The organism is Actinospica durhamensis, from assembly GCF_018139695.1.
GTDB lineage: Bacteria > Actinomycetota > Actinomycetes > Streptomycetales > Catenulisporaceae > Actinospica > Actinospica durhamensis.
This window is the reverse complement of sequence record NZ_JAGSOG010000043.1, coordinates 1-25,774: the sequence shown is the minus strand read 5'-3', so window position 1 is coordinate 25,774 and position 25,774 is coordinate 1. Positions and strand designations below refer to the sequence as shown.

The 25,774-nt window shown below is 72.2% G+C and carries 22 protein-coding genes; 16 read left to right on the top strand and 6 right to left on the bottom strand.

The annotated features are described in order from the left end of the window. Positions 1-103 precede the first annotated feature (103 nt). The 3 genes from KDL01_RS11660 to KDL01_RS11650 form a co-directional block, all read right to left on the bottom strand. Complete coding sequence (locus KDL01_RS11660; protein WP_212528445.1) at positions 104-1,504, bottom strand: DUF6421 family protein; 1,401 nt, start codon at positions 1,502-1,504, stop codon at positions 104-106. A 265-nt stretch (positions 1,505-1,769) separates the two neighbouring features. Continuing rightward, positions 1,770-2,510, bottom strand: a complete 741-nt coding sequence (locus tag KDL01_RS11655; RefSeq protein ID WP_212528444.1) for a M50 family metallopeptidase — start codon at positions 2,508-2,510, stop codon at positions 1,770-1,772. A gap of 110 nt (positions 2,511-2,620) precedes the next feature. Next, complete coding sequence (locus tag KDL01_RS11650; RefSeq protein WP_212528443.1) at positions 2,621-3,598, bottom strand: peptidoglycan-binding domain-containing protein; 978 nt, start codon at positions 3,596-3,598, stop codon at positions 2,621-2,623. Positions 3,599-3,952: 354 nt separating this feature from the next. On the opposite strand from KDL01_RS11650, the gene leuS reads away from it, so the two are divergent. Both leuS and KDL01_RS11640 read left to right on the top strand, forming a co-directional pair. Beyond that, the gene (gene leuS / locus KDL01_RS11645) at positions 3,953-6,817 is read left to right on the top strand and encodes a leucine--tRNA ligase (RefSeq protein WP_212528442.1); all 2,865 of its coding nucleotides are present in this window, start codon (positions 3,953-3,955) and stop codon (positions 6,815-6,817) included. An 87-nt stretch (positions 6,818-6,904) separates the two neighbouring features. Further along, positions 6,905-7,381 carry a prepilin peptidase gene (locus KDL01_RS11640; RefSeq protein ID WP_212528441.1) on the top strand — a complete coding sequence of 159 codons (477 nt, stop codon included), beginning with the start codon at positions 6,905-6,907 and terminating at the stop codon, positions 7,379-7,381. A gap of 37 nt (positions 7,382-7,418) precedes the next feature. On the opposite strand, the gene KDL01_RS11635 is transcribed toward KDL01_RS11640, so the two are convergent. Both KDL01_RS11635 and KDL01_RS11630 read right to left on the bottom strand, forming a co-directional pair. Next, positions 7,419-8,558 carry a hypothetical protein gene (locus tag KDL01_RS11635; protein ID WP_212528440.1) on the bottom strand — a complete coding sequence of 380 codons (1,140 nt, stop codon included), beginning with the start codon at positions 8,556-8,558 and terminating at the stop codon, positions 7,419-7,421. Next, entirely contained in the window at positions 8,543-9,208 is a 666-nt protein-coding gene (locus KDL01_RS11630) for a hypothetical protein (RefSeq protein ID WP_212528439.1), read from the bottom strand. Before KDL01_RS11630 ends, KDL01_RS11635 begins: the two co-directional genes overlap by 16 nt. A gap of 501 nt (positions 9,209-9,709) precedes the next feature. On the opposite strand from KDL01_RS11630, the gene KDL01_RS11625 reads away from it, so the two are divergent. From KDL01_RS11625 to KDL01_RS11580, 10 genes are all read left to right on the top strand, one after another. Then, complete coding sequence (locus KDL01_RS11625) at positions 9,710-10,273, top strand: hypothetical protein (protein ID WP_212528438.1); 564 nt, start codon at positions 9,710-9,712, stop codon at positions 10,271-10,273. A 9-nt stretch (positions 10,274-10,282) separates the two neighbouring features. Further along, a complete protein-coding gene (locus KDL01_RS11620; protein WP_212528437.1) occupies positions 10,283-11,377 on the top strand; it encodes a CpaE/TadZ family protein in 1,095 nt (364 codons plus the stop codon). A 1-nt stretch (position 11,378) separates the two neighbouring features. Then, entirely contained in the window at positions 11,379-12,677 is a 1,299-nt protein-coding gene (locus KDL01_RS11615) for a TadA family conjugal transfer-associated ATPase (RefSeq protein ID WP_212528436.1), read from the top strand. After that, positions 12,674-13,549, top strand: a complete 876-nt coding sequence (locus KDL01_RS11610; RefSeq protein ID WP_246576294.1) for a type II secretion system F family protein — start codon at positions 12,674-12,676, stop codon at positions 13,547-13,549. The genes KDL01_RS11615 and KDL01_RS11610 overlap by 4 nt, the downstream gene beginning before the upstream one ends. 62 nt (positions 13,550-13,611) lie before the next feature. Then, positions 13,612-14,448, top strand: coding sequence for a type II secretion system F family protein (locus tag KDL01_RS11605; RefSeq protein ID WP_212528461.1), 837 nt, complete (start codon positions 13,612-13,614; stop codon positions 14,446-14,448). A gap of 25 nt (positions 14,449-14,473) precedes the next feature. Next, entirely contained in the window at positions 14,474-14,725 is a 252-nt protein-coding gene (locus KDL01_RS11600) for a hypothetical protein (RefSeq protein WP_212528435.1), read from the top strand. Between the two features lie 13 nt (positions 14,726-14,738). Then, positions 14,739-15,197, top strand: a complete 459-nt coding sequence (locus KDL01_RS11595; protein WP_281415351.1) for a TadE/TadG family type IV pilus assembly protein — start codon at positions 14,739-14,741, stop codon at positions 15,195-15,197. Positions 15,198-15,225: 28 nt separating this feature from the next. Continuing rightward, positions 15,226-15,672, top strand: a complete 447-nt coding sequence (locus tag KDL01_RS11590; RefSeq protein WP_212528433.1) for a TadE/TadG family type IV pilus assembly protein — start codon at positions 15,226-15,228, stop codon at positions 15,670-15,672. Further along, positions 15,669-16,166, top strand: a complete 498-nt coding sequence (locus KDL01_RS11585) for a pilus assembly protein TadG-related protein (RefSeq protein ID WP_212528432.1) — start codon at positions 15,669-15,671, stop codon at positions 16,164-16,166. Before KDL01_RS11590 ends, KDL01_RS11585 begins: the two co-directional genes overlap by 4 nt. Positions 16,167-16,191: 25 nt before the next feature. Further along, complete coding sequence (locus KDL01_RS11580) at positions 16,192-19,404, top strand: AfsR/SARP family transcriptional regulator (protein WP_212528431.1); 3,213 nt, start codon at positions 16,192-16,194, stop codon at positions 19,402-19,404. A 77-nt stretch (positions 19,405-19,481) separates the two neighbouring features. Here the strand turns inward: KDL01_RS11580 and KDL01_RS11575 are convergent, their stop codons facing one another. Continuing rightward, on the bottom strand, positions 19,482-20,333 hold the full coding sequence (locus KDL01_RS11575) for a DegV family protein (RefSeq protein ID WP_212528430.1): 852 nt from the start codon (positions 20,331-20,333) through the stop codon (positions 19,482-19,484). Between the two features lie 190 nt (positions 20,334-20,523). Between KDL01_RS11575 and KDL01_RS11570 the strand changes: the two genes are divergently transcribed. The 4 genes from KDL01_RS11570 to KDL01_RS44500 all read left to right on the top strand — a co-directional run bounded on the left by KDL01_RS11570 (position 20,524) and on the right by KDL01_RS44500 (position 25,772). Beyond that, positions 20,524-21,489, top strand: coding sequence for a ComEA family DNA-binding protein (locus tag KDL01_RS11570; RefSeq protein ID WP_212528429.1), 966 nt, complete (start codon positions 20,524-20,526; stop codon positions 21,487-21,489). Then, positions 21,486-23,000 (top strand): ComEC/Rec2 family competence protein, encoded by a 1,515-nt coding sequence (locus tag KDL01_RS11565; RefSeq protein WP_212528428.1) that lies wholly within the window; start codon positions 21,486-21,488, stop codon positions 22,998-23,000. Before KDL01_RS11570 ends, KDL01_RS11565 begins: the two co-directional genes overlap by 4 nt. 163 nt (positions 23,001-23,163) lie before the next feature. Then, complete coding sequence (locus tag KDL01_RS11560) at positions 23,164-24,282, top strand: ComEC/Rec2 family competence protein (RefSeq protein WP_212528427.1); 1,119 nt, start codon at positions 23,164-23,166, stop codon at positions 24,280-24,282. A 50-nt stretch (positions 24,283-24,332) separates the two neighbouring features. After that, positions 24,333-25,772: a hypothetical protein gene (locus tag KDL01_RS44500; RefSeq protein ID WP_212528426.1), complete on the top strand. Its 1,440-nt coding sequence runs from the start codon at positions 24,333-24,335 to the stop codon at positions 25,770-25,772. The last annotated feature ends 2 nt before the right edge of the window (positions 25,773-25,774 follow it).

Here is a 25,774-nt window from a genome sequence, read left to right as displayed (position 1 = left end):
GCGGGTCCTGTTCCGTCGTTCGGTTGGGGTGGAGTCGGCGTGGAGTCGGGTTGGAACCCCCCGGGCGTCCCGTCCAGAGACGCCCGGGGGAAGAACTGGGAGCTCAGCTGCGCGCGTCGGCGGTGATACCGCGGGTGGCGGCCACCACCGGGCGCAGCTTCTTCTCCAGGGCCTCGTAGAACATACTCAGCGGGAACTCGTCCGAAAGGACCAGGTCCACCAGACCCTTGTTCGGGCCGTCCAGCGGCAGCACGTCGGCCCACGGCTGGGCGCCCGGGTGTCCGGCGAGACCGCGGGCCCAGGTGGAGCCCGGGTGCGGCGTGACGTAGCCGGCCACCAGCTCGTACGCGGCGATCCAGTGCGCGGTCTTGGGGCGGTCGATGCCGTCCCGGTACAGCCGCTCGACCTGCTCGCACAGCGCGATCACGGCGGGGGCGACGGCCGGCCAGTCGATCCGCAGCCGGTTGTCGGTCCAGTGCAGCACGCCGTTCTTGTGCAGGTAGGCGAACAGCAGCTGGCCGCCGAGCCCGTCGTAGTTGCGCACCCGGTCGCCGCTGATCGGGAAGCGGAAGAGCCGGTCGAACAAGATCGCCTGCTGCACGGCCTTGGCCTGGGTCAGGCCCTCGGCCTCGAGCCGCACCGCCTCGCGGAAGGTGTTCAGGTCGCAGCGCAGCTCCTCGAGCGAGTAGAGCCAGTACGGCATACGCTGCTTGATCATGAACGGGTCGAAGGGCAGGTCCCCGTGACTGTGCGTGCGGTCGTGGATCATGTCCCACAGGCCGAACGCGTCCTGGGCCAGGGCCTGGTCGGCCACCAGCCGGGCGGCGTCCTCGGGCAGTTCGAGCCGGGTGACCTCGGCCGCGGCGGCGGTCACGGTGCGGAAGCGGGCCGCCTCGCGGTCGCTGAAGATCGCGCCCCAGGTGAACTTGGGCACCTCGCGCACCGCCACGGTCTCCGGGAAGAGCACCGCGGAGTTCGTGTCGTAGCCGGCCGTGAAGGCCTCGAAGGAGATCGAGAGGAACTGCGGGTTGTCGTAGCGCTCGGCCTCGAGCCGGGCCAGCCAGTCCGGCCAGAACACCCGCAGCAGCACGGCCTCGAAGTTGCGGTCCGGGTTGCCGTTCTGGGTGTACATCGGGAACACGACCAGGTGGCGCAGGCCGTCCTCGCGCCGCGCTTCGGGCCGGAAGGCCAGCAGCGAGTCCAGGAAGTCCGGCACGCCGAAGCCCTCGGCGGCCCACCGGCGCAGGTCCGTGAGCAACGCGCGCAGGTAGTCGGCGTCGTGCGGGAACGCCGGGGCGAGCTCCGCGATCGCATCGAGCATCGCGTCCACGGCGGCCCCGGCCGTCTCGCGGGCGGCCGCGTCGGGCTCGACCGAGCCGTCCTTGGCCTGGAGCGGGCGCAGCCGCTCGATCGCCTCCACCAGACGGCCCCACGCCGGGAACTCGGCGTCCACAGCTGCCACGGGGGCCGTACGCTCCAGCACGGCTTCGTCCACGCTTGCCATCACCCGGCTCCTTCCACGGAAAAATTTACGCTTGAATCGCAGATCTACTGTAAGAATTATCGTAGATCATGGATTGAACGGCAAGGCAGGGGTAGAAGAGGGGGCCTTGACCAGGGCGGAGACGCCGCGAACCCCCCGCCTCTCGAGCAGGCGGGGGGTTCGTGTGGGACCGCAGGGGCAGGTGGGACGGCCGTGCGGAGGGATCAGGCTGGAGGGATCAGGCGGCGCGGGCGGGCGCCCAAGCAGGGGAACGGCGGAGCGGGCCTCAGCGCCCCGGCAGCGCGACGGTGGTCCAGTGCGGCACCAGCCAGTGCGCGCCGAGCAACGCGGCACCGAGCGCCACCACGCCGAAGACGAAGACCCACAGCAGCCCGGGTACGCCGGTGAGCTTGGCCAGCTGGTCCGCGTCCGACTGCGGCGCCCGGCCGCGGCTGCGCTGCCACTGCAGCTCGAACACCGGCCTTATCCCGCCGAACAGCAGGAACCAGACCGCGAAGTCGGCGAACGCCCCCTGTACCTGCGCGGTGGCGAACCAGGTCACCGCGAACACCCCGGCGCCGGTGGCCACGAGGGTGAGCAGGCCGTAGAAGTTGCGGATCATGAGCAGCATCAAGGCGAGCAGCGCCACGCACGCCCACAGCAGGGCCGTGATATGCCCGGCGCCGGCCAGGGCCGCGCCGCCGAGGCCGAGCAGGGCCGGGGAAACGTATCCGGCCAGCGCCGTGAACACCATGCCGGGGCCGCGCGGCTTGCCGTAGGAGACGGTCACCCCGGAGGTGTCCGCGTGCAGCCGGATCCCGCTCAGCCGGCGGCCGGTGCACAGCGCGACCAACGCGTGCCCGCCCTCGTGCGCGATGGTGACGGCGTTTCTGGTCAGCCGCCAGATCGGCCGCGGGGCGACCGCCACCAGGGCCGCGGCGCCGGCGCCGATGATCTGCCAGCGCGGCGGATCCACCTGCGTACCCACGACTTCGTGCCACAGTTCGGTCAAACTCGTCACGGACATGCGCACACCCTAGGACAGTGGGATGAGAGCCGGGTCATGAGCGGCATGGACGGCGCCGCGGGCGCGGGTGCGGGCGCGCGGCTCGCCCGGCCCGCGCCCGCCCGGTCGGCTCAGTAGTCGCCGCCCTGGGCCGAGGACTGGGCCGAGGCCTGCGCCGAGAGCGCCTCGAAGGTGGCCTGGTCGCACACACCGGGGTCCGCGCCCACGCCGGCGGCCTGCTGGAACGCCGCCACGGCGGAGGCGGTGGCCTGGCCGTAGGAGCCGCTGGGGTCGGCCAGCGCGTAGTCCTCGACGTCCACGAACACGGTGCGGCGGTGATCGCGTTGCGCCATCAGCAGATCGATCTCGACCAGCAGTTGCTGCACCTGGGAGACCTCGGTACCGGTCGAGCCCTGCTGCAGCGTGGTGAACGGCGAACCGGTCGGCGAGGGCGAGGCAGAACCCTGTGAGGACGCCGAGGCCGAGGGGGAGCCGGTGGCCGTGGCCGAAGCGCTCGGGTCCGGCGCGGCCGAAGCCGAGGTCGGGGCCGCGAAGGCGGCGGCCGAGGCGCTCGCCGCGTCCGGGGTGGCGGAGGCGGAGGACGCGCGGGCGGCCGAGGGCGTGGGGGAGCCGAGCGGCGACTGCCCGCCGCCGGCGGCCGGGGCCGTGGCCACCGGGATGTTCCCGTTCGTGGTGGGCAGCGAGACCGAGTTGCCCTGACCGCCGCTGGAGAACACGAGCGCGGCGGCCGTGCCCATCGACAGCGCGGTGGCCAGCGCGACGAACACGCCGATCCGGCCGAGCCGCTTGGAGCCGACGTGCACCGGCGCGGCCGCGTGGCCGCCGCCGCGGCGACGGCCGCCGTGACGCGCGCCGCCCGCGGTCGGGACCGGGGCGGCTTCGGGCGCGGGCGGCTTCTTCAGGTTCGAACCCGAACTCGAAAGCGCCGCGCGTATCTCGGCGAAGTTGAGCGGAACGGTCAGATCCAGCGGTCCCTCTTTGGCCTCACCGGGCAGCGCCTGTTCGTCCAGCGCGCGACGGAACGCCGAAGCCTGACCCGGCGTTCCCGGGCCTACTCCGGTCGGATCAGAGGTCTGGGTTGCGTCCAAGGGTCCTCGCGCGGGGAGAGGGATGTGGGTGCGGGTGGGCCCACCGGACCGTATCGCATTACGCGGCGGAAGTTAAGAGTGTTCGGGTCGCCGCCACCGGGCTCGGGCCGCGCCGATTCGCCCAGCGCGTCGCCCGGGGTCGCGCGCCCCTGGCGCGAACAGCGCGGATATCCGACGGACCGGCCGTGATCGAGTGGTATCCTGCTGGCATGCAAGCGGTACGCCTGCTTCTTGGCCGGCCGCGCTGACGGAATTGACCTCAGCGTGGCGACCCCTCCTGTGCGAGGGGTTTTTTCATTGCGGCACAAGAGCACTTCCGACTAAGCACTTGCGACTGACTGCGAGGAACGGACCATGACTCAGAGCACGGTCGCGGCGGCCGGAGACGAACCGGCGTACCGCTACAACGCGAAGCTGGCCTCGGACATCGAGGAGCGCTGGCAGGACTACTGGCGCACCCACGCCACCTTCGAGGCGCCGAACCCGGTGGGTTCGCTCAAGGGTGAGGTCTCCGAAGCCAAGCACAGCTTCATCATGGACATGTTCCCCTACCCCTCGGGCTCCGGGCTGCACGTCGGGCACCCGCTGGGCTACATCGCCACCGACGTCTACGGCCGCTTCCAGCGGATGAACGGCTACACGGTGCTGCACACCCTGGGCTACGACGCCTTCGGGCTGCCGGCCGAGCAGCACGCCGTGGCCACCGGCGAGCACCCGCGCGCCTCCACCGAGCGGGCCATCGAGATCTACCGGCGGCAGCTGAACCGGCTGGGCCTGGCGCACGACCCGCGCCGCTCGATCGAGACGATCGACCCGGAGTACTACCGCTGGACCCAGTGGATCTTCCTGCAGATCTTCAACTCCTGGTACGACCCGGCCCGCGGCGGCGCCCGCCCCATCAGTGAGCTGATCGAGCAGTTCGCCGCGGGCACCCGCCCGACTCCGGACGGGCGCGCCTGGGCCGAGCTGAGCGCCGTGGAGCGCGACGAGGTGCTGGGCGAGTACCGGCTGGCCTACGCCAAGGAGGTCTCGGTCAACTGGTGCCCGGGCCTGGGCACGGTGCTGGCCAACGAGGAGGTCACCGCGGACGGGCGTTCCGAGCGCGGCAACTTCCCGGTGTTCAAGTCCAAGCTGCGCCAGTGGATGATGCGTATCACCGCGTACGGCGACCGGCTGATCTCCGACCTGGACCTGCTGGACTGGCCCGAGGCGATCAAGCTGCAGCAGCGCAACTGGATCGGCCGGTCCGAGGGCGCGCGGGTCGAGTTCGCCGTGGAAGGGGGGAAGATCACCGTCTTCACCACCCGCCCGGACACCCTGTTCGGGGCCACTTATATGGTCCTGGCGCCCGAGCACGAGCTGGTGACCTCGATCGTGCCCGCGGCCTGGCCGGAGGGCACCCCCGAGCCGTGGCGCGGCGGGGCGGCCACCCCGGCCGAGGCGGTCGAGGCCTACCGGGCGATGGCCGCGGCCAAGTCCGACGTGGACCGGCAGATGGACGCCAAGACCAAGACCGGCGTGTTCACCGGCGCCTACGCGGTCAACCCGGTCAGCGGCGAGTCGATCCCGGTGTTCATCGCCGACTACGTGCTGATGGGCTACGGGACCGGCGCGATCATGGCCGTGCCCGCGCACGACCTGCGCGACTTCGCCTTCGCCCGCGCCTTCGGGCTGCCGATCCGCTGCGTGGTCAAGCCCACCGACGGCCGCGGCGAGGACCCGGCGAGCTGGGACGAGGCCTTCGTGGCCTACGACGCCGTGCTGGTCAACTCCGCCAACGCGGAGGTCTCGCTGGACGGGCTGGGTGTGGTCGAGGCCAAGGCCGCGATCACGAAGTGGCTGGAGGGCAAGGGGATCGGCGAGGGCACGGTCAACTACCGGCTGCGCGACTGGCTGTTCAGCCGACAGCGCTACTGGGGCGAGCCGTTCCCGATCGTCTACGACGAGGACGGCGCGATGCACGCGCTGCCCGAGTCGATGCTGCCGGTCGAGGTGCCCGAGGTGGAGGACTACTCCCCGCGCACCTTCGACGCGCAGGATGCCGCGAGCGAGCCGGAGACCCCGCTGTCGCGCAACGCGGACTGGGTCGACGTGGATCTGGACCTGGGCGACGGCCGCGGTGTGCGGCGCTACCGCCGCGAGACCAACACGATGCCGAACTGGGCCGGCTCCTGCTGGTACGAGCTGCGCTACGTCGACCCGGACAACGCCGTGGACCTGGTCGACCCGGCCAACGAGCGGTACTGGATGGGCCCGACCGCGCACAAGCGGGCCGGCGGGGTGGACCTGTACATCGGCGGCGCCGAGCACGCGGTGCTGCACCTGCTGTACGCCCGATTCTGGCACAAAGTGCTGTTCGACCTGGGGTACGTCTCCTCCAAGGAGCCGTTCCACAAGCTGTTCAACCAGGGCATGATCACCGCCGACGTCTACCGCGACGACCGGGGCTTCCCGGTCCCGGCCGGCGAGGTCGAGGAGCGCGACGGGGCCTACTTCTGGCAGGGCGCCGCGGTGACCCGCGAGGCCGGCAAGATGGGCAAGTCGCTGAAGAACTCGGTCTCCCCGGACGAGTTCTGCGCGGAGTACGGCGCGGACACCCTGCGCGTCTACGAGCTGTCCATGGGGCCGCTGGAGGTCTCCAAGCCCTGGGACACCAAGGCGGTGGCCGGTTCCATCCGGTTCCTGCAGCGGCTGTGGCGCAACGTGGTGGACGAGGAGACCGGCGCGCTGCGGGTGGTCGAGGACGAGCCGGACCTGGCCACGGCGCGGGCCACCCACCAGGCGGTGGCGGGCGTCCAGGAGGATGTGGCCGGGCTGCGGTTCAACACCGCCGTGGCGAAGCTGATCGTGCTGAACAACCACCTGACCAAGCTGGAGCGGGTGCCGCGGTCCTCGGCCGAGGCGCTGGTGCTGGCGGTCGCGCCGTTCGCCCCGCATCTGGCCGAGGAGCTGTGGTCCCGGCTGGGCCACGAGGGCTCGCTGGCCTACGCGCCGTTCCCGCAGGCCGACCCGCGGTTCCTGGTCGCGGACGAGGTGACCTGCGTGATCCAGGTGCAGGGCAAGGTGCGCGACAAGATCCAGGTGGCGCCGGACATCACCGACGAGGCGCTGAAGGAGCTGGCACTGGCTACCGAGGGCGCGCAGCGCGCGCTGGACGGCCGCGGTGTCAGGACCGTGATCGTGCGGGCGCCGAAGCTGGTCAACATCGTGCCGGCGTAACGGGTTTCGCCTTTTCCCGCCCTCCAGGGGTCGGTGCGCACGCTGCGCGCCGACCCCTGTGCGTTCGGTCGGGGTATCGTCGCCTGCATGCAGTGGGTGGTCGGGGTGGTGTACGCGGGATTCCTGCTCGGCAGCGCGGTCCTCGCGGCGGTCGACGCGCGCACGAACCGGTTGCCGGACAAGGTGATGTTCCCGCTCTACGCCTGGGGGCTGCTCGGGCTCGCGGCGGCGTCCTGGGCGGGCGAGGAGTGGTGGCGACTGCTCCTCGCGCTGGGCGTGGCAGCGGTCTTCTACGGGTTCTTCTGGGCGCAGTGGTTCTTCGGCCTGATGGGCTTCGGCGACGTGAAGCTGGCCGGGCTGCTCGGGCTCTTCCTCGGCTGGGCGAGCCTGCCGCTGGCGATGGCCGGCCTGCTGTGCGGCATGGTGGTCGCCATGCTGGTCTCGCTCGGCCGGATCGCGCTGGGCCGGGCGAAGCGCAAGTCCCAGGTCGCCTTCGGGGCCTATCTCATCCTCGGCGCCTGGGCGGCGTCGGCCGCCCAGGCCGTGCATCTGCTGCGCGGTTGAGTCCGCTGCGAACTCGACGGCCGCGCCGCGGCGCCGCTCACGGCGTCGAGGTGGCCTGATTCACCGACTGGATGTCCTGGACCGCGCTCTGGTCCAGGACGGTGGTGATCACCGGGTTGGCCGGCGGACTCCACCGGCCTCCGGCCCAGGTGATCGCGACGTGCCAGGTGGTCAGCACGAGCGGGCTCACCTGCGTGGCGCGGGCGGTGTAGAGCACGCCGCAGCTGGGATTGGTGGACGCGGGCTGGCTCGTGTAGGGCGTGCCGAGCGTGTTGGTCGCCGTGTGCGCCGTGCAGCCGGAGCTCCAGGTCGTGGCCGGGCTCTTGGCGGTGTCGGCCACGATCGAGAACGACACGGCCTTGGCGGTGAAGTGGACGCAGACGTCGAACGCGCAGACCTCGTAGTTCATCAGGGTCGCGGCCGTGCCCTCGTCCTGCCAGTACCAGATCGGCAGACCGACCGTGGCCTTCGTCCCCTTGCCCTGGCTGGTGAGCACGTCCGCGGAGGGCAGCTGGACGACGCTCTCGACGTACTTGGCGAGGTCTTCGGCGGTGAAGCCGGGCGCGTTCGTCGGCAGGTCGGCCGGCGGGTTGCCGTTGTCGCCCCAGTAGAACATCTCCGGCGCCCGGGCGTCCTCCTCGTTCGTGCACGCGGTGAGCTGGTCCGAGGTGTCGCCGTTGTTGAGGATCAGGCCGTACCACTCGCCGGGCGGGGACGAGCCGACGTTGTAGCTCTCCCACGGCGGCCCGGCGTCCGAGGTGTAGCCGGCCGTGAACGGATCGGTGCCGTTCTTGTCGTACTCGGCGGCCAGGATCATGTACCAGTTGTCGGTGGAGCTGGTCGCCTCGAAGCCCTGGACGTAGCCCTCGAGACCGGCGGGGTCGAACTCCTCGCCCCACCAGCACGGGACGTGCACGCTGACCCCGCCGCCGGTGCCGTCGGACTGCGAGGCGTTGCCGCCGCCCGGGCACGAGGGTATCTGGGAGTTGACCGCCACCCAGAGCTTGTAGTCGCCGTCGGAGCCGCCGCCTCCGCCGCTGCTGCCGCCGCTGCTCTGGCAGGAGCTCGAGCCGCTCGCCGCCTGCGCGGGCGCCGCGGACCAGGCCGCGGACAGCGCGCAGGAGAAGGTCAGGATCGCGGCGGCCAGAACCGCCCGCCCGCTCAGTTTCCGATGCATGAGGCCGCTCCGTCCTGGGTCAGGATTCTCTGGACCGCCCACAGTTCGCCCTTGCCCTTGACCAGGATCCCCTGGCGCAGGGTGTAGTTCTCCGTGGTGCCTGCGGTGTTCTGGATCGTCTGGCTGTTCGCCAGGTTCACGTAGCCGAGTCGGGTCGAGTCCTCGCAGTACGAGTAGACGGCTTGGTCGGTGCCGGAGAGTTTGACGGTGAAGTCGTAGAGCCGGTCGACTCCGGTCAGCCGTTCCTTCTTCTGCTTCCACCAGTCGAGCTCGCCGTTCTCGGTGGACAGCGCGTCGCTGACGGTGAGGAACTTGTAGTTCGCCTCGGTCGCCTCGCTCGAGCTCAACGCCTCGATGAAGCCCTCGTACTGGTACACCAGGACCGTCTCGATCTGGTTCGCGGTGGCCGAACCCAGATCAGAGGTCTGGAAGTCGAGGGTCAGATCCGAGGGGATCCGGAAGGTCATCGAAAGGCCGGCGACCGCCGCCAGCGAGGCGGAGGGCGAGGTCACGGGCGCGGCGGATGCGGTCGGGGCGTTCCCGGTGGCCGCGCCGGAAATCGTCCCGGTCTGCTGTACGGAACTCGAGCAACCGTACAGCGCCGCGCACAGTGTGGTGGCGAAGACGAGAGCGACGGTCCGCGAACGCACAGTTCCCCCTGCGTAGGTCCCGGAATTCTTATCCCGACAGATGGGTCGACACCGGATCGTACCGGGCCGACCAAGCCGCCGGTAGTCCGATAACGCCGGAGCGTATACGTGTAGCAAAACCGTGTCCTTAGACGATCTTGCCAGTACCCTGTGATGATCTTGAAGTTCCGATTGCGGTTTGCCACATATTCGGGTGGGGTCTGTTGAGTTTTGCGGTCGCGCCGCTACTATCGGGAGCCAGTCGGCCACACCGGGGGTATGCGGATCGTGAGCAGCAGCACGGAGAACAATGTCGCCGGGATGACGGGATGGAAGCCTTCTGGTTCCCCCGCACCCCGGTCGACCGCGCCTGCCCCGGCGCCGGGACCGGTGCGTCCGCCCACGGCGGCGCGCGAGCGCAAACCCGCTCTCGCCGCCCTGGCATTGCTGCTTATCGCAGCAGGCGTGCTCGCCTCGGTTTACCTGCAGATGCAGGCGGGAAACCGAGTCGGAGTGATCGAAGTGACGCAACACGTGCCTCAAGGGCAGCAGATCACTGACTCGGACATCACCGAGGTGATGGTGGCCCAGGACTCGTCCATCAACTACGTCACCTGGGCGCAGCGCGGCCTGCTGAGTCAGTACACGGCGGAGACCGACCTGGTGCCCGGCACGCTGCTGATCGGGCCGATGCTGACCACGACGCCTGCGGTGAGCAGCAATCTCATGACGATCGCGGTGGCGCTCAAGGACGACCAGTACCCGCCGAGCCTCGGGGTGGGCGACACGGTCTCCGCGTACTACGTCGGCCCGCCGGCGAACTCGAACTCCTCCTCCCAGGACGTCACGATCCTGCTGGCGACCACGGTGAAGATCCTCTCGCTGCCGGTCGGCGGCTCCTCGGACGGCAGCGCGAACAACGTGTTCGAGGTCTCCGTGGACAAGGCCGACGCGATGAACGTGCTGGCCGCCTCGGACGAGAGCCACCTCGTGTTCACCAGCGGCGCGAGCACCGCGGGCAGCGGCAACTCCGCGCCCGGCGCGACGGTGCCCTCGCCCAGCGCCTCGAGCTCCGCGGCGACCTAGGCCCATGTCATGACACTGATCGCGCTCGCGGCGGACAAGGGCTCTCCCGGGGTCACCACCTCGGCCGTGGCCTTGGCCGCCGTCTGGCCCAGGCGTGCCCTCTACGCGGAGTGCGACCCGCACGGCGGGGACCTGGTGTACCGGATGCCGGCCGACCACGGCGGCCCGCTCGACCCCAACCGCGGACTGGTCTCGCTGGCGGTCGACGCCCGGCGCGGCCTCGACGTGGGCGTGCTGCCGCAGCACACCCAGCGGCTGCGCGGCGGCCTGGAAATCCTGGTGGGCCTGGGCAACGCGGACCAGGCGCACGGCATGGCCGGGCTCTGGGCCCAGCTCGGCCGCGCCCTCGACCGGTTCGGCGAACTGGCGCACGGCGCCGACGTGATTGCCGACTGCGGACGTATCGGCCCTGATTCACCCACCGTCGACCTGCTGGCCCAGGCGGGGCTCGTGCTGCTGGTGGCCAGGGCCGAGGCGGAGCAGATCGCGCACGTGCGGGACCGGGTCAACAGCCTCGCCGCCCGGCTGCACGCCACCCAGGGCGGCAGCGCGGTCTCACTGGCCCGCCCGCCGATCGGCGTGGTGCTGATCGCCGCGCCGCACCAGGCCAAGCAGGTGGCCAGGCAGGTGGGCGAGCTGCTCGCGGCCTCCACGCCAGGGGCCGAGGTGCTCGGCGTCCTGGCGTACGACCAGACCGGCGCCGCGGCGCTGGCCGGCCGGGGCCGCGGCCGGGTGGACAAGGCGCTGCTCACCCGCACCGCGCGGGAGCTGGCCGCGACGGTCGCCCATCGCTACGGCCTGATCCGCCCGCAGGCCCCGCCCCCGCCGCAGCAGCAACAGCCCCCGCAGCAGGCCCCGGCGCAGCCGGCCGCACCGCAGCCGCCGCAGCCCCAACCGCAGCGGACCTACGGCGCCGCCGCCGAGAACCCCTATCCCGCCGGGGCCCAGACCGTGACCACGACGCCGATCACTCCGACGTCCGTCACTCCGGGCTCCGTGCACAACGGCGCGACGAACCCGTACTTCACCAACCCGCGCGGCGTCCCCACCACGGCCGCGAACCTCAAGAGCGTGCCGCACCCGAGCGACCGGACGGTGGCCTGAGATGGACCACGCCCTCGTCAAACGGCTGCGTCAGGAGGTCGGCGACCGGATCTCCGAGCAGCGCCGGCTCGACCAGCTCAGCGGCCTGCCGGTGATGACCGCGCAGGACGAGCGGCAGTACGCCCGCGCCGTCATCGGCCAGATCCTGGCCGAGCACGCGCACACCGAGATGACCGGAGGCCGGCGCCCGCCCACCGCCGAGGAGGAGGAGGCGCTCGCCGCCGGCATCCACGCCGCGCTGTTCGGCGTGGGCCGGCTCCAGCCGCTGCTCGACGACCCGGACATCGAGAACATCGACGTCAACGGCTGCGACCGGGTGTTCGTCTCGTACGCGGACGGGCGCGAGGTGATGGTGGAGCCGGTCGCCGAGTCCGACGAGGAGATGGTCGAGCTCATCCAGATCCTCGGCGCTTACTCGGGTCTGAGCTCGCGCCCCTTCGACGTGGCCAACCCGCAACTGGACCTGCGGCTGCCGGACGGCTCCCGGCTCAGCGCGGTCATGGACGTCACCCGCCGCCCGGCCCTGTCCATCCGCCGCGCGCGCATGGGCAAGGTGTTCCTGTCCGACCTCGTCGGCAACGGCACCATCATGACCGAGCTCGGGTCCTTCCTCGCCGCGGCCGTGCAGGCGCGCAAGAACATCATGATCGCGGGCTCCACCAACGCCGGGAAGACGACGCTGCTGCGGGCCCTGGCCAACGAGATCCCGCCGCACGAGCGCCTCGTCACGGTCGAGCGCGCGCTCGAACTCGGCCTCGACCAGTTCCCCGAGCTGCACCCGAACGCGGTCGCGCTCGAGGAGCGGCTGCCCAACTCCGAGGGCCTCGGCGCGATCACCATGGCCGAGCTCGTACGCCGCTCGCTGCGGATGAACCCCAGCCGGGTCATCGTCGGCGAGGTGCTGGGCGACGAGATCGTGACGATGCTCAACGCGATGTCCCAGGGCAACGACGGCTCGCTCTCCACCATCCACGCCAACTCCTCGCTCGAGGTGTTCAACCGCATCTCCACCTACGCGGTGCAGGCGCAGGAACGGCTGCCGGTGGAGGCCACCCACATGCTCATCGCCGGCTCGATCGACTTCGTGGTCTTCCTCGAGCGCCGCAACGACTTCCACCGCGGCGGCACCATGCGCCGGGTGGTGACCTCGGTGCGCGAGGTCAACGGCGTGGACGGCCGGGTGCTGTCCTCGGAGGTCTTCGCCGAGGGCCCGGACGGCCGGGCCATGCCGCGTTCCCCGGTCGCCTGCCTCGAGGAACTCATGGCGCACGGATACCAGCCGAGCGGGGTGTGGCGATGACGCCTCAGGAACTGATGCAGGTACCCACGCTCGAGGCGCTGCTGGCCGGCATCGTCGCGGGCGGGGGCGTGGCGCTGCTGATCGCCGCGCTGGTCGGCCTGCGCCCGAAGGAGGGCGCGGGCATCGGCGAAAAGCTCGGCGCGTGGCTGCGCAAGGCCGGGCAGCGCCTGGCCATCGCGCTGCTGATCGGCATCGGCGTGGCGGTGCTGACGCACTGGCCGGTGGCCGGGGCCGCGATCGCCGTGCTGATCTTCTTCTGGAACGCGCTGTTCGGCGGCCTGTCCAGCGAGCGGCTCGGCCTGCAGCGGGTGGAGGCGCTGGCGACCTGGACCGAATCGCTGCGCGACACCATCGCCGGAGCCGTCGGGCTCGAACAGGCCATCCCCTCGGCCGCCCGCTCCGCCGGACCGCTGCTCGCCCCGCACCTGGACCTGCTGGTCGACCGGCTGCGGGCCCGGATGCCGCTGGCCGCGGCCCTGCACCTGCTGGCCGACGACATCGACGACTCGAGCGCCGACCTCATCATCGCCGCGCTGATCCTCAACGCGCGCCTGCGCGGGCCCGGACTGCGCGACGTACTCGGGGCGCTGGCGAGTTCGGCCCGCGAGGAAGTGGACATGCGCCACCGGGTCATGGCGCAGCGGGCCAGCACCCGCCGGTCGGTGCAGATCATCGCGATCTGCGTCACGGTGGTGGTGCTCGGGCTCGCGCTGTTCGACCACAGATACGTGGAGGCGTACGACTCGGCCGTGGGCCAGGGCGTACTGCTGATCGTCGTGTGCTTCTTCGCCGGCGGCTTCCTCTGGCTGCGCCGGCTGGCCGAGATGAAGACGCCCGAGCGCTTCCTGCTGCGCGTCGAGGTGAATCAGTGATCGACGCCATCGCGCTCGGCGCGCTGATCGGCGCGGGCCTGTTCCTGCTCGTCATAGCCCTGATGCCGAGCCGCCGAAGCGCCGCGGTGACCGTGGCCCAGATCGACGCGCTGCGCGAACTCGGTCCGTACGGCAACGAGGCGCGCGAGCGCCCGGCCTCCTTCAGGGACATGATCGGGCGCAGGCTGGCCGAGTTCTACGCCCGCCAGGGCTGGCAGATGCGCTCCATCCGGTCCGACCTGGCGATCCTGGACCGCAGCTGGGAGACCTTCCTGACCACCAAGCTCTCGCTCGCGGCGGTCGGCTTCATCCTCTCGCCGGTGCTCTACGTCGCCGCATGGTACGGCGGCATCCACGTCTCCGTGCTGATCCCGGTCTGGCTCGCGCTGACCCTGGCCGCGCTGCTGTTCATGCTGCCGGACCTGGAGGTGCGGCGGGACGCGAAGGCCCGGCGGGCCGACTTCCGCCGCGTGGTCGCCGCCTTCCTCGACCTGGTGTCGATGAACCTGGCCGGCGGGCGCGGCCTGCCCGAGGCCATCATGTCCGCGGCCGAGATCAGCAACGGCTGGGCCGTGATCCGGATCCGCAATGCCCTGACGTCGGCCCGGCTGGGCGGCCAGACGCAGTGGGCGGCCCTGAGCGCGCTCGGCACCACGCTGGGCGTGGAAGAGCTCGTGGACCTGAGCCACGCGATCGCGCTCACCGCGGACGACGGCGCGAAGATCCGCCAGTCGCTCGCCTCCCGGGCCGAGACCATGCGCCGGCGCGAACTGGCCGAGATCGAGGGCCAGGCGGGTCAGCGCTCGCAGTCGATGCTGGTGGCGCAGCTGCTGCTGTGCACCGGCTTCCTGATCTACCTCATTTTTCCGGCGATCATTCAGATCACCGGCCTTCAGTAGCAAGACCGATGAAAGGAGCAAAGCCATGAACACCGTGTTCGGCCCCGCGCTGGACTACCTGCGGGTCACGCTAGCGGCCCGCTATGCGAAGGCCAGGTCCGAAGACACCGAACTGGGCGCCTCCGCGGTCGAATGGGTGATCATCTCGGCGATCGTCGTGGTGATCGTCCTCGCGGTCGGCATCTGGCTGACCAACGCCCTGGAGGACAAGGCCAAGCAGGTGTGTACCAACATCAACGGCGCGGGGGGTACCGGCGCCGGTACGAGCTGCACCTGAGGCCGGGACCGCGATGAGGGGAGTGTCGCGCCCGTCGCGCCGGACAAGGCGGGACCGGGAGTCGGGAGCCTCGGCCATCGAGTTCGTGGCCTGGACCCCGCTGCTGTTCCTGTTCATGTTCGGTTCGATCCAGTTCGGGCTGGCCATGTTCGCCCGCCACGTGGCGGTCACGGCTGCCCAGGAGGGTGCGCGTACCGCGCGCGAGCAGGCCGAGACCAACACGGCCTGGCGCAACAGCGCGCGGGGCGTGGCCAAGAACTGGGTCAACGAGCTGATCGGCGGCCTCGTGCTGAACACGGGCTGGCAGCCGAAGACCATCGGCCCGCAGGGCGCGACCTACCCCGAAGTCGGCGTGAGCGTCTCCTTCCAGATCGTCTCGGCGGTTCCCGGCTGGCACTTCACGATCGACGCGACCAGCCAGGGACCGATCGAGTGCTACTACTCGAAGGCGGGGAAGTGCGTTGCCCCGTAATCGGATAGGCGATCGGATACGTGACCGGATGGCGGCGCGCCGGCGCGGAGAGGAAGGCGTCTCGACCCTCGAGGTCGTCCTCGCCGCGCCGGTGATGACGCTGTTCATCCTGACCCTGTTCTTCCTCGGCTACTACGCGGAGAGCGTCTCCAAGGTGCAGGCGGCCGCGGCGGACGCGGCGCGGATGGCCTCGGTGCAGTACCAGACCACGAACGTGCGCACCACGGCCCGGCTCGCGGCCTGGTCGGACCTGTCCGGCACCTGCAACCGGGACAGCGGCACCAGCCTGCCGATCTCCTCCGCCACGATGAACATCGCGCTGCCGGGCAGCCCGCCGGCCGGCACGACCTCGGCCGAGAGCACCACCCACACCATCAAGATCACCGTGACCTGCGACGTGCGGGTGCTCGGAGTCAGCTACTCCATCACGGAGTCGTCGTACGCGCCGCTGGACTTCTTCGGCGGCCAACAGTGAGAGCGCTGCTGCGGCCCCGCACGCGGGCGGAGCGAGAACAGGGGTCTGTCTCGTTCATCCTGATCGGCTGGGCGATCCTGCTGTGGGTGCTGCTGGCCGTGGTGGTGGACGTGGGCCTGGCCATCTCGCAGCGCGAACGCGCGGCCGACCTCGCCGACCAGGCCGCGCGGGCCGAGGCGCAGAACCTGAACCTGAACAACCTGCGCACCGCGGGCACCGTGGCGATCGTGAAGGACGGCTGCGAGCGGGCCGAGACGTATCTGACCAACAAATCGGTGGTCGGCACCGTGCACTACGGATCGGCCAGCCTGGACAGGACCTTCGGCAACGAGGGCCCGGCCGACGGTCCGGACGGGTGTCGGCTCGGACCGGGCGACACCGTCACGGTCTCGGTGGATCTGACCTATTCACCACTGATCTTCAACATCTTCGGCGTCGGCACGATCACGGTCCGCGAGACCGGTACGGCGACGGCGCAATCGGGTACGCAATAGCGCGAGAGGGCGGGAGGGGAACCAGATGACGTACACACCGCAGCCGGTCAAGCTGCAGACCGGGCGGGCCAGGAAGTACCGTCGCACGATAGGCGACGTCTTCAAGGCGCTCGGCGCACTGCTCGTCCTCGTCGTGCTGCTCGGGGGCATCCCCACGGCGCTCGTCCACTTCATCGGCTGGCCGCTGCCGCACGAGATGCCGACCGCGGACACCTTCCGGCAGCCGCTGAGCGACCAGACCCTGCTCAAGGCGCTGGCCGTGGTGGTCTGGCTGGCCTGGGCCCAGTTCACCGCCTGCGTGCTGGTGGAGTTCGCCAACGCCCGGCACGGGGTGGGCCTGCCCGCGCGGGTGCCCGGTGCCGGGCCCAGCCAGTTCGTCGCCCGCCAGCTCGTGGCCGCACTGCTGATGCTCACCGCGACCGCCGCGTCCTTCGCCCCCGACATCACCCACCTCGGGCACACCCCGGTGGCCATGCCCAGGGCGCAGACGGCCGCCTCCGCACAGCTCTACCCGGGCCGCGGCGCGGTCGCCGGCGCCCCGGCCGCGATCAAGGCGGGCGGAGCGGTGGCCACCGCCGCCAATCTGCCCTCGCTGCGCAGCGCCTCCGGCCAGCAGCTGGCCCGGACGGACAGCGGCTCGCTCACCGCGGTCTCCGTCGACAGCACCGCTGGCACGAAGCTCTACCGGGTCCAGCCGCCGCAGGGCCGCAACCACGACTCGCTCTGGGAGATCGCCGACCGCCACCTCGGCGACGGGCGGCGCTACAAGGAGATCTACGAGCTCAACAAGGACCGGGTGCAGCCGGACGGCCAGAAGCTCACCGAGGCCTCGCTGATCAAGCCCGGCTGGATCCTCGAGATGCCCGCCGACGCGACCGGCGGCGACCTGATCACCCAGATGCCGCTGGCCGCGCCGTCCTCCACCGTGACCGGCTCCTCGGCCCAGACGTCCGGATCCACGGCCGGGACCACCTCCACCGCGGGCACCTCGTCCACGGCCGGGACCACCTCGGGCACGGCGCAGCAGGCCTCCACCGACTCCACCGGCTCGGCGCACACCGCGCAGCAGGCCGGCGCGGACTCGGCCACCGGGGTCGCCTCCTCCGCCACCGCGTCCTCCAAGCTCACCCCGGCCAACCCGCAGGGCGTGCGGGTGCGCCAGGCCGCCGAGGACATCGCCTCCGCGGTCGCCGCCGCGGCCCAGGCGGCCGACGGTGAGAACCCGTCAGGCCAGGGCGGCGGCCCCATCATCAGCGCCGGCGTGCCGCGCACCTCGCACCGCGGCGGCGCCTCGGCGGACGAGCGGCAGCTCGGCCCGGTGGAGGAGCGCGTGCTCTACGGCATCGCGGGCGCCCCGCTGATGGCCGCCGGACTGCTCCTCGCCCTCGGCCGGCACCGCCGCCGCCAGCTGTGGAACCGGGTCGGCGGACGCCGGCCCACCACCCCCACCGGGGACGCCGCGGTGGCCGAGGAGTCGATCAGGGTCGGCGCCGGCGAGGTCGAGGTCTGGTTCCTCGACCTGGCCCTGCGCGGCCTCTCGGCCGAACTCGTGCGCCGCGACCGCCCGCTGCCCCCGGCCGCCGGGCTGCGCCTGCGCGCCCAGGGCATCGAGCTGATGCTGGAGGAGCCGGCCGACCCGACCGCCCCCGAGCAGGCGCCGCTGCCCTGGTTCACCGCCTCCGACGGCCGGTCCTGGAACTTCCCGCGCCCGGCCATCGGCCAGGTGGACGCGGACGCCGCCCGGGTGCGCTTCGCCCCCTACCCCGGCCTGGTCTCGATCGGGACCGGCGGGGAGCGCGGGGACGAGCGGATCCTGGTGGACCTCGAGGCCGTGCGCGGCCTGCTCGCGGTCACCGGGCCTTCGGAGAAGGTCGCCGCCCTGGTCGCGGCGATGGCGGTGGAACTGGCCACCAACGCCTGGTCGGACCGGATGTCGGTGACCCTGGTCGGCTTCCCGGGCGACCTGACCCCGCTGGCCCCGGCCCGGGTCCGGCACGTGAAGGTGCTCGACGAGGTGCTGCCGGTGCTCGAGACCGAGGCCGCCGAGCGCGCCGCCGCGCTGTCCGCGGCCGGCCTCGACTCGGTGCTCGACTCTCGCATCCGCGCCTCCCAGGCCGGATCCTTCGCCCCGCACTTCGTGCTGGTCGCCGAGGAGCCGCACCCGGCCATTCTCAGCCGGCTGATCTCGGTGGCGCCGAAGACCGCGCGGGTGGGCATGGGCTTCGTGGTGGCCGGCGACGTGGCGGGCGCGGTCGGACGGCTCGAGGTGGACGAGGAGGGCACCGTCCGGGAGAACCGGCTCGGCCTCGAGGCCAAGGCGCAGCTGCTGCCGGCCGACCAGTACGCGGCGATCCTCGGCCTGTTCCGGGCCGTGGGCGACGTGGACGGGGTGCCGCTCAGCGGCGGAGGCGGCGGCGTGGCGCGGGTGTCCGGGGTCGGCTACACCGGCCCGCTGCCGGACGAGCAGCCGGCCGTGTTCGTCCGCGTACTCGGCGAGCTGGAGACCGTGGGCACCGGGCTGGCCGAGCCGGAGCGCGCCCCGCTGCTGCACGAGGCGCTGGTGTTCCTGCTGCACCACCGCGACGGCGTGCACCCGAGCGTGCTGGCCGCCGCCCTCTGGCCCCGCGGCACCACCGCCGACGTGGCCCGCGCCACCGTGGACCGGCTCGGCCACTGGCTCGGCCTCGACCCGCACGGCGAGCCGAACCTGCTGATCGAGGTGGACGGGCGGATCCGGCTCGGCCGCTACGTGTGGTCGGACTGGGACCTGTTCGAGTCGCTGCAGGCGCGGGCCTTCTACGACGCGAACCTGCAGTCCCCGGTGCACCTCGACAACCTGCTCACCGCCGCCCTCGACCTGGTGCGCGGCCGGTTCCTGGCCAACCGGGCCAAGGGCCGCTACGGCTGGCTCGCCTACGAGATCGTCGAGGCCCAGATCCCGGCCCAGATCGCCGACACCGCGCTGCGCCTGGCCGACGCCCGGATCGCCAACGGCGCCGCCGAGCGCGCGATCGCCGCCGTGGAGGCGGGCCTGCGGGCCAGCCCCGAGGACGAGGAACTGTGGCGCGGCATGCTGCGGGCGGTCTTCGCCACCGGCGACCAGGACCGGCTGACCGAGGCGATCGCCCACCTCAGGGACCGCACCTGGCGGGTGCACGGCGTGCGCGAACTGCACCCGCGCACCGAGGCCCTGATCTCCGAACTCGCCCCGGCGAGCTCGGCCCAGCCGGCGGGCTGACGCGGGGTCGGCTCCGACGTGGCGGCCGCGTCCGGGCCGCCACGCTCGTCCCGCGGCTCCCAGCGGCTCCCGGCGGCTCAGTTCACCCGCGGCGAGATCACCACGCCGAGGACGCCCGGTCCCGCGTGCGCCCCGATCACCGCGCCGACCTCGCTGATCGCGAGCTCGCCGAGCCCGGCCAGCCGTCCGCGCAGCTGCTCCGCCAGCAGTTCCGCCCGGGGCAGCGAGTGCAGGTGGTGCACGGCCACGTCCACCGGCCCGTCCCCTGCCCGCTCCACCGCGACCTGTTCGATCCGGGCCAGCGCGCGGGCCGAGGTGCGCACCTTCTCCAGCGGCGCGACCTGGCCGTCCACCAGGTGCAGCAGGGGTTTGACGGCGAGCGCGGAGCCCACGAAGGCCTCGGCCTTGCCGATGCGTCCGCCGCGCCGCAGGTACTCGAGCGTGTCGACGTAGAACAGGATGGTCGTCATGGTCGCGCGCTTGGACGCGAGGTCGGCGCACAGCAGCGGGCCGGCCCCGGAGGCGGCGAGCTCGGCCGCCGAGAGCGCGGCGTAGCCGAGGCCCATCCCCAGGCTGTGCGAATCGACCACCTCGACCGGCACCGACGCGCTCTTCGCGGCCAGCCTGGCCGCCTCGCCGGTGGCCGAGAGCTGCTCGGACAGGTGCACCGAGACGATGCCGCCGGCGCCCTGTTCGGCCAGCGTCCGGTAGCAGGCGGCGAACTGCTCGGGCGAGGGCCGCGAGGTCGTCGCGGGCAGCCGCCGCCGCAGCGCGTTCATCAGCGCCGCCTGGGCGTCGGGTGTGCCCTCGGTGTAGGTCTCCGTGCCCACCACCAACTGCAGCGGCACCACGACGATGCCCGCCGCAGCCGCACGCTCGGGCGTCAGGCACGCCGTCGAGTCCGTCACCACCACCGTCGGGCCGCTCATAAATCGCACGATAGCCGAAGATCGCTCACCAGACAGGAGGCACGGGGCCCAAGTACTCGCTGAATCGGCGTCATAGTCCTACGAATCATCCCTCCCTTCGAGCGATGACCTTCGTCCACAGGCCGGGTTTGTCCACAGCCGGCGAACTCGGCCTCGCCCGACGCCGGATCGGCCGCCTAGCGTCGAGACCATGACAGATCAGGACAATCACTGGCGCTGGGCCACGCCCGACGGCGTGCTCGGCGCCTCGGCCCGGCGCGGCTCGGCGGCCGGCCCCGGGCCCGCCGCCGAGGGGATCGGCGGCGGGCCGTCGGGCGAGGCCGCGAGCGGTGTCCCGGTCGGCCCCACCCGCCTCGAGCGCTGGCGCGACGCCGTCGCCGACCGGCTCCCGGCCACCCTGCGCGGCCGGTGGAGCCTGGACCGCACCACGGCGATCGTGCTCGTGGTCAGCGTCCTGCTGGTGGCCGTGGTGCTCGGCGGCTGGAACTGGCTGCGGGCCAGGCCGCACGAGCTGAGCGTCGCGCGCACGCACCCGGTGGCCCAGGGCACCGGCGGCGTGGACGAAGCCGGCTCCGCCCGCCCCATGCCCGAACTGCCGCCGCCCCGCGCCGCGCCCGCCGACCCCCGGTCCCGGCCGCAGATGCCGACGCCGCTGCCCTACCCGCCGCTCGACGCCACGTCGGTGGGCGGTTCGGGCTCCGGTGCCGACCCCGGAGTCGTCGTCGACGTGGAGGGCAAGGTCGCCCACCCGGGCGTGCGGACCCTGCCGAGCGGCTCGCGCGTCATCGACGCCCTCACGGCCGCGGGCGGCGCTCTGCCCGGCACCGACCTGAGCACGCTCAACCAGGCGCAGGTGCTCGTCGACGGCCAGCAGATCCTGGTCGGCATCAGCCCGCCGCCCGGCAGCGGCGCCGGCACCTCCCCGTCCCGGCCGGGCGGCAAGCGGGCGCACGACGGGCAGCTGACGCCGGTGCGGCTGAACACCGCGACGCTGTCAGACCTCGAACAGCTGCCGGGCATCGGACCCGCGCTGGCCCAGCGCATCCTGGACTACCGGGCCGCGCACGGGCCGTTCCACAGCGTCGACGAACTGCAGCAGGTCAGCGGGCTCGGCGGCTCGCGCTTCCAGAACCTCGAACCCCTGATCACGCTGTGAGCCGCCGCAAGAACGTGCCCGACCTGCGGCTGCTCGCGCCCGTCCTCGCGGGTACGGTGGGCGCCCGCCTCGGGCTGAGCCTGCCCGGCGCCGCCCCGTACGTGCTGGCCGGCGCCGCCGCGCTCGTCGGCATCGGCTGCCTGTGCGTGCCGAGCAGGCGGCCCGGCGCCGTCGTGCTGCTCCCGGTCGGCGCGGCCCTGCTGGTCGGCGCCGTACTCACCGCCGCGGCGGCGCTGCGTGCGGACGCCGTGCGGCGCGGCCCGTCGGCGACCCTCGCGGCCACCGGAGCCCGAGTGCGGGTCGACGCCGAGGTGACCGGGGACCCGAAGACCGTCAAAAGCCTGATCCTGCTCCCGGTGCGGATCGAAGAACTGCAGGCCCTGTCACACGCGTATCGCCTGCGAGACAAGGCGACCGTGCTCGCGCACGTGAGCAGCCCCACGTCCGCGGCCGCGTGGGCCGGGCTGCTTCCCTCCATGCACATCCGGCTCACCGGGCGGCTCGTGCAGCCCAAGGACACCGGCTCCGGCGACGCCGCGACCCTGCTGGTGAATCAGCCCCCGCAGGTGATCGGCGGCCCGGATCTGCTGCAACGGATCGCCGGGGCGCTGCGGGCCGATCTGCGCCGGGCCGTCGCCGGGCTCCCGCCGGAACCGGCCGGAGTGCTGCCCGCCCTCACCCTCGGCGACACCTCGGCCGTGCCGTCGCAGACCACCCTCGACCTCAAGACCGCGGGACTGAGCTTCCTCACGGTCGTCAGTGGAGAAAACCTCGTGTTCATCAGCGCCGCCCTGCTGCCCCTGGCCAAGCGGATGGGCCTGCGCGCCCGAGCACTCGCCGTCTTCGGCGCGCTGGTCGCGCTCGGCTTCACCGCGCTCGCCCGGCCCGGACCGCCGATGGTCAGGGCCACCGTGACGGCGCTGCTCGCCAGCACCGCCCTGGCCACCGGCCGACGCTTCCGCGGTTTGACCGCGACCGCCGGCGCGGCGCTGATCCTGCTGCTCATCGATCCCTGGCTGGCCAACGCCTACGGCTTCATCCTCTCCGTCGCCGCCACCGCCGGCCTGCTCATCACCGCCCCGCGCTGGCGCGACCGGCTGATCATCCGCAGGGTGCCCGTCATGATCGCGACCGCCGCCGCGTTCACCGCTGCCGCCGAGCTGTACTGCGAACCGCTGCTCGTCACCTTCACCGGCCGGCTGCCGCTGCTCTCCGTCCCCGCCAACGTCCTCGCCGTTCCGGCCGCGCCCGCGGCCACCGTCCTCGGCACCGCCGCGATGGCCGGCCAGGCGCTCTGGCCGCCGGCCGGGCACGCCGCCGCGTGGCTCGCGCAGTGGCCCACGCGCTGGATCTGCCTGGTGGGACACGTCACGGCCCGTATTCCCGGCGCGACGGTGCCGTGGCCGCGCGGGGTGCTCGGCTGCCTCGCATTGCTCGCGGCTTACGGATGTGGCGCAAAAGTCTGCCGATCGATGCAACCTAAGGGCCCCTTCGGTGATCTGAATGGGTGACCCACGCGATGTCTCGCGCGGCGCCCACGTCCGGCGAACGGCCGGGGGCGCGAGCAGCGCTCAGGGGACGAACGGTCTGACGCCCGGAGGGGAGCGGACAGGCCGGGGCCGAAAGCAGGGCAGAACACTGGCGATCGCGCTCGTCGGCCTGCTTACGGCGGCTTTGCTCGGAGCCTGGCTGCTGTGGTGGCGCGGCAATCCGGCGCCGACCGCCGCCGCCCCGTGGGTCTTCGCCGTCTGCGACGTCGGCCAGGGCGACGCGCTGTTCCTGGCCACCGGCGCGGGCGAGGCGGTCGCCGTGGACACCGGCCCGGACCCGGCGAAAGAAGACGCCTGCGCCACCCGGCTGGGCATCACCAAGGTCCCGCTCGTCATCCTCACCCACTTCCACGCCGACCACATCGACGGCCTGCCCGGCCTGCTGCGCGGCCGCAGCGTCGGCGCGATCGAGACCACGACCGTGGACGACCCGCCGGCCGGCGCCGCACAGGTCCAGCGCATCGCGGCCGCCGCCGGAATCCCGGTCGGCCGCGTCGCCCCGGACGAGCAGCGCACCCTCGGCCCGCTGTCCTGGCGGGTGCTGTGGCCGCAGGCCGAGCACCCCCTCGCGCAGCCGATGCGCATGCGGGGGGCCGACGGTGGCGGTGGCGGTATGGCGGAGGACGGCCCGGGCGAGAACTCCGGCCCCAACAACTCCTCCATCGTCATGGCACTGACCGTCCGCACCGACCACGGCCCGCTGCGCATCCTGCTCACCGGCGACATCGAGACCCCCGTCCAGCAGATCCTGCTGGCCGACCGGGCGCCGTACCTCCCGGCCGACGTCCTCAAGGTGCCGCACCACGGCAGCGCGAATCAGGACCCGGCGTTCCTCGAGGCGGTGCATCCCAGCGTCAGCGTCATCTCCGTCGGCGCGGGCAATCCGTACGGCCATCCCTCGCCGCGCACCGTCTACCTCGCGGGCGACGACGGCGCCCGCGTCCTGCGCACGGACCTCGACGGCATGGTGCTCATCGGCGCCCCCGACGGACCGAACGCGCCGATCCCGGTACGCGCCGACAAGGGCGAGGGCGTGGTCCCGACCGCCGAGCCGACCCCGAGCGGCCTCGGCCGGACACAGGGCGGCTCACACTCCCACAGCCGACATCGGCGCACGCACGGCGGCGAGGGCGGGAGCCGCGACGAGGGCCTCGGCGTTTCCCACGCCTTTCTCACCATCCGAGCATCAGATGTCCATTTCGGGCATGTCAGGCCCCTTGCCCGCCTGATGTCCTATCTCTAGACTCAGATGGCTTTGAAGCAGTTCACTGTCGAGAGACTACGGGTGGGGTCATGGATCAGTCGGGGCAGCAGATTCCGCAGCAGTGGTCGCCAGAACCCGACGCGGGTGGGCCGCAGCCACCCGCCGGGCCGGCGGACCATCAGCTGCCCCACTACGGCCCGACCGCGCCGTACGGTGCGCCACAGAACTACCCGCAGCAGGGCTATCCGCAGCCCGTGATGCAGCAGCAGGCCCAGTATCCGCAGCAGCCGCAGCAGAGCTATCCTGTGCCTCCCGTACCGCAGCAGCAGTACGCGCAGCCGCCGATGCCGCCGCAACCGTATCCCCAGGCCCAGCAGCCCTATCCGCAGCAGCAACAGCCGTACGTCCCGCAGCAGCAGTACCCTCAGCCGCCGATGCCGCCGCAGCAGTACGCGCAGCCGCCGCAGCAGGGCTACCCGGGCGCGCCGGTCCCGCCGCAGCAGTATCCGCAGCCGCCGATGCAGCAGCCCTACCCCCAGCAGCCGTATCCGCAGCAGCCTTACGTCCAGCAGCCGTACCCGCCCGCGCCGCAGCCCCCGCAGCAGCCGTACGTCCCGCAGCAGCAGTACGCGCAGGCTCCCCCGCAGCAGCAGCCGATGCCGCAGCAATACCCGCAGCCGCAGCAGCACGCTTACGTCCCCCCGTTCGGCATGAGCGGAGCCGTCGCCCAGGCACCCACCGCTCCGCCGCAGGCCGCCCAGCCGCCGCAGCAGCCCGTCGCGCCGCAGATCCCGCAGCAGTTCTCGCCCTCGGCCTCGCAGTCCTCCGCGCAGCTTCCGTCGCCGGACCAGTCCGGCGGCGCGCCCGTCTCGTTCCCGCCGCCGGCCAACCCGCCGAAGGTGCGCGACGCGTTCCTCAACGGCGCGCGCCCCTTCCTGCAGCCGGGCGAGCAGGTCTTCTACGGCTTCATCCTCAAGCTGGACTCCGCCATCGAGGAGACCCCGGAGGATTTCAAGATCGGCATCGCGGGCCAGCACCACCTGCTCGGCGACGTGCACCGGGCCTCGGCGAAGATCAACAAGGGCATGAAGTGGGCGGCCAACCCGATGGACGCGCTCAACGAGAAGCTCACCGACAAGCTGACCGAGAAGGCCAACGACGCGCTGTTCCGGAGTCTGGCCGGGCCGGTGTTCACCGGCGGCTGGACCAGCCAGGCCGGCTGGCTCGTGCGCTACGTCCGGGCCACCGCCGAGGACTACGGGCCCGGCGCGTACGGCGCCGTCACCAACCAGCGCTACCTCGTCTTCCGCGGCGCCCGCGTCGGCGGCTCGGACATGCGCCTCGTCTACGGCATACCGCGCACGGTCATCTCGGGCGTGCGGCTGGAGAACGGCAAGGAGGCGCTCAAGCACGGGCGCACCCCGCGTGCCGAGCTGCACTTCAGCGACGGCTCCATGGTCGCGACGATGATGCCCGGCAAGCAGGGGGAGCAATTGGCCGCAGTGCTCCAGCCCCCCGCCCACGGCTGAGG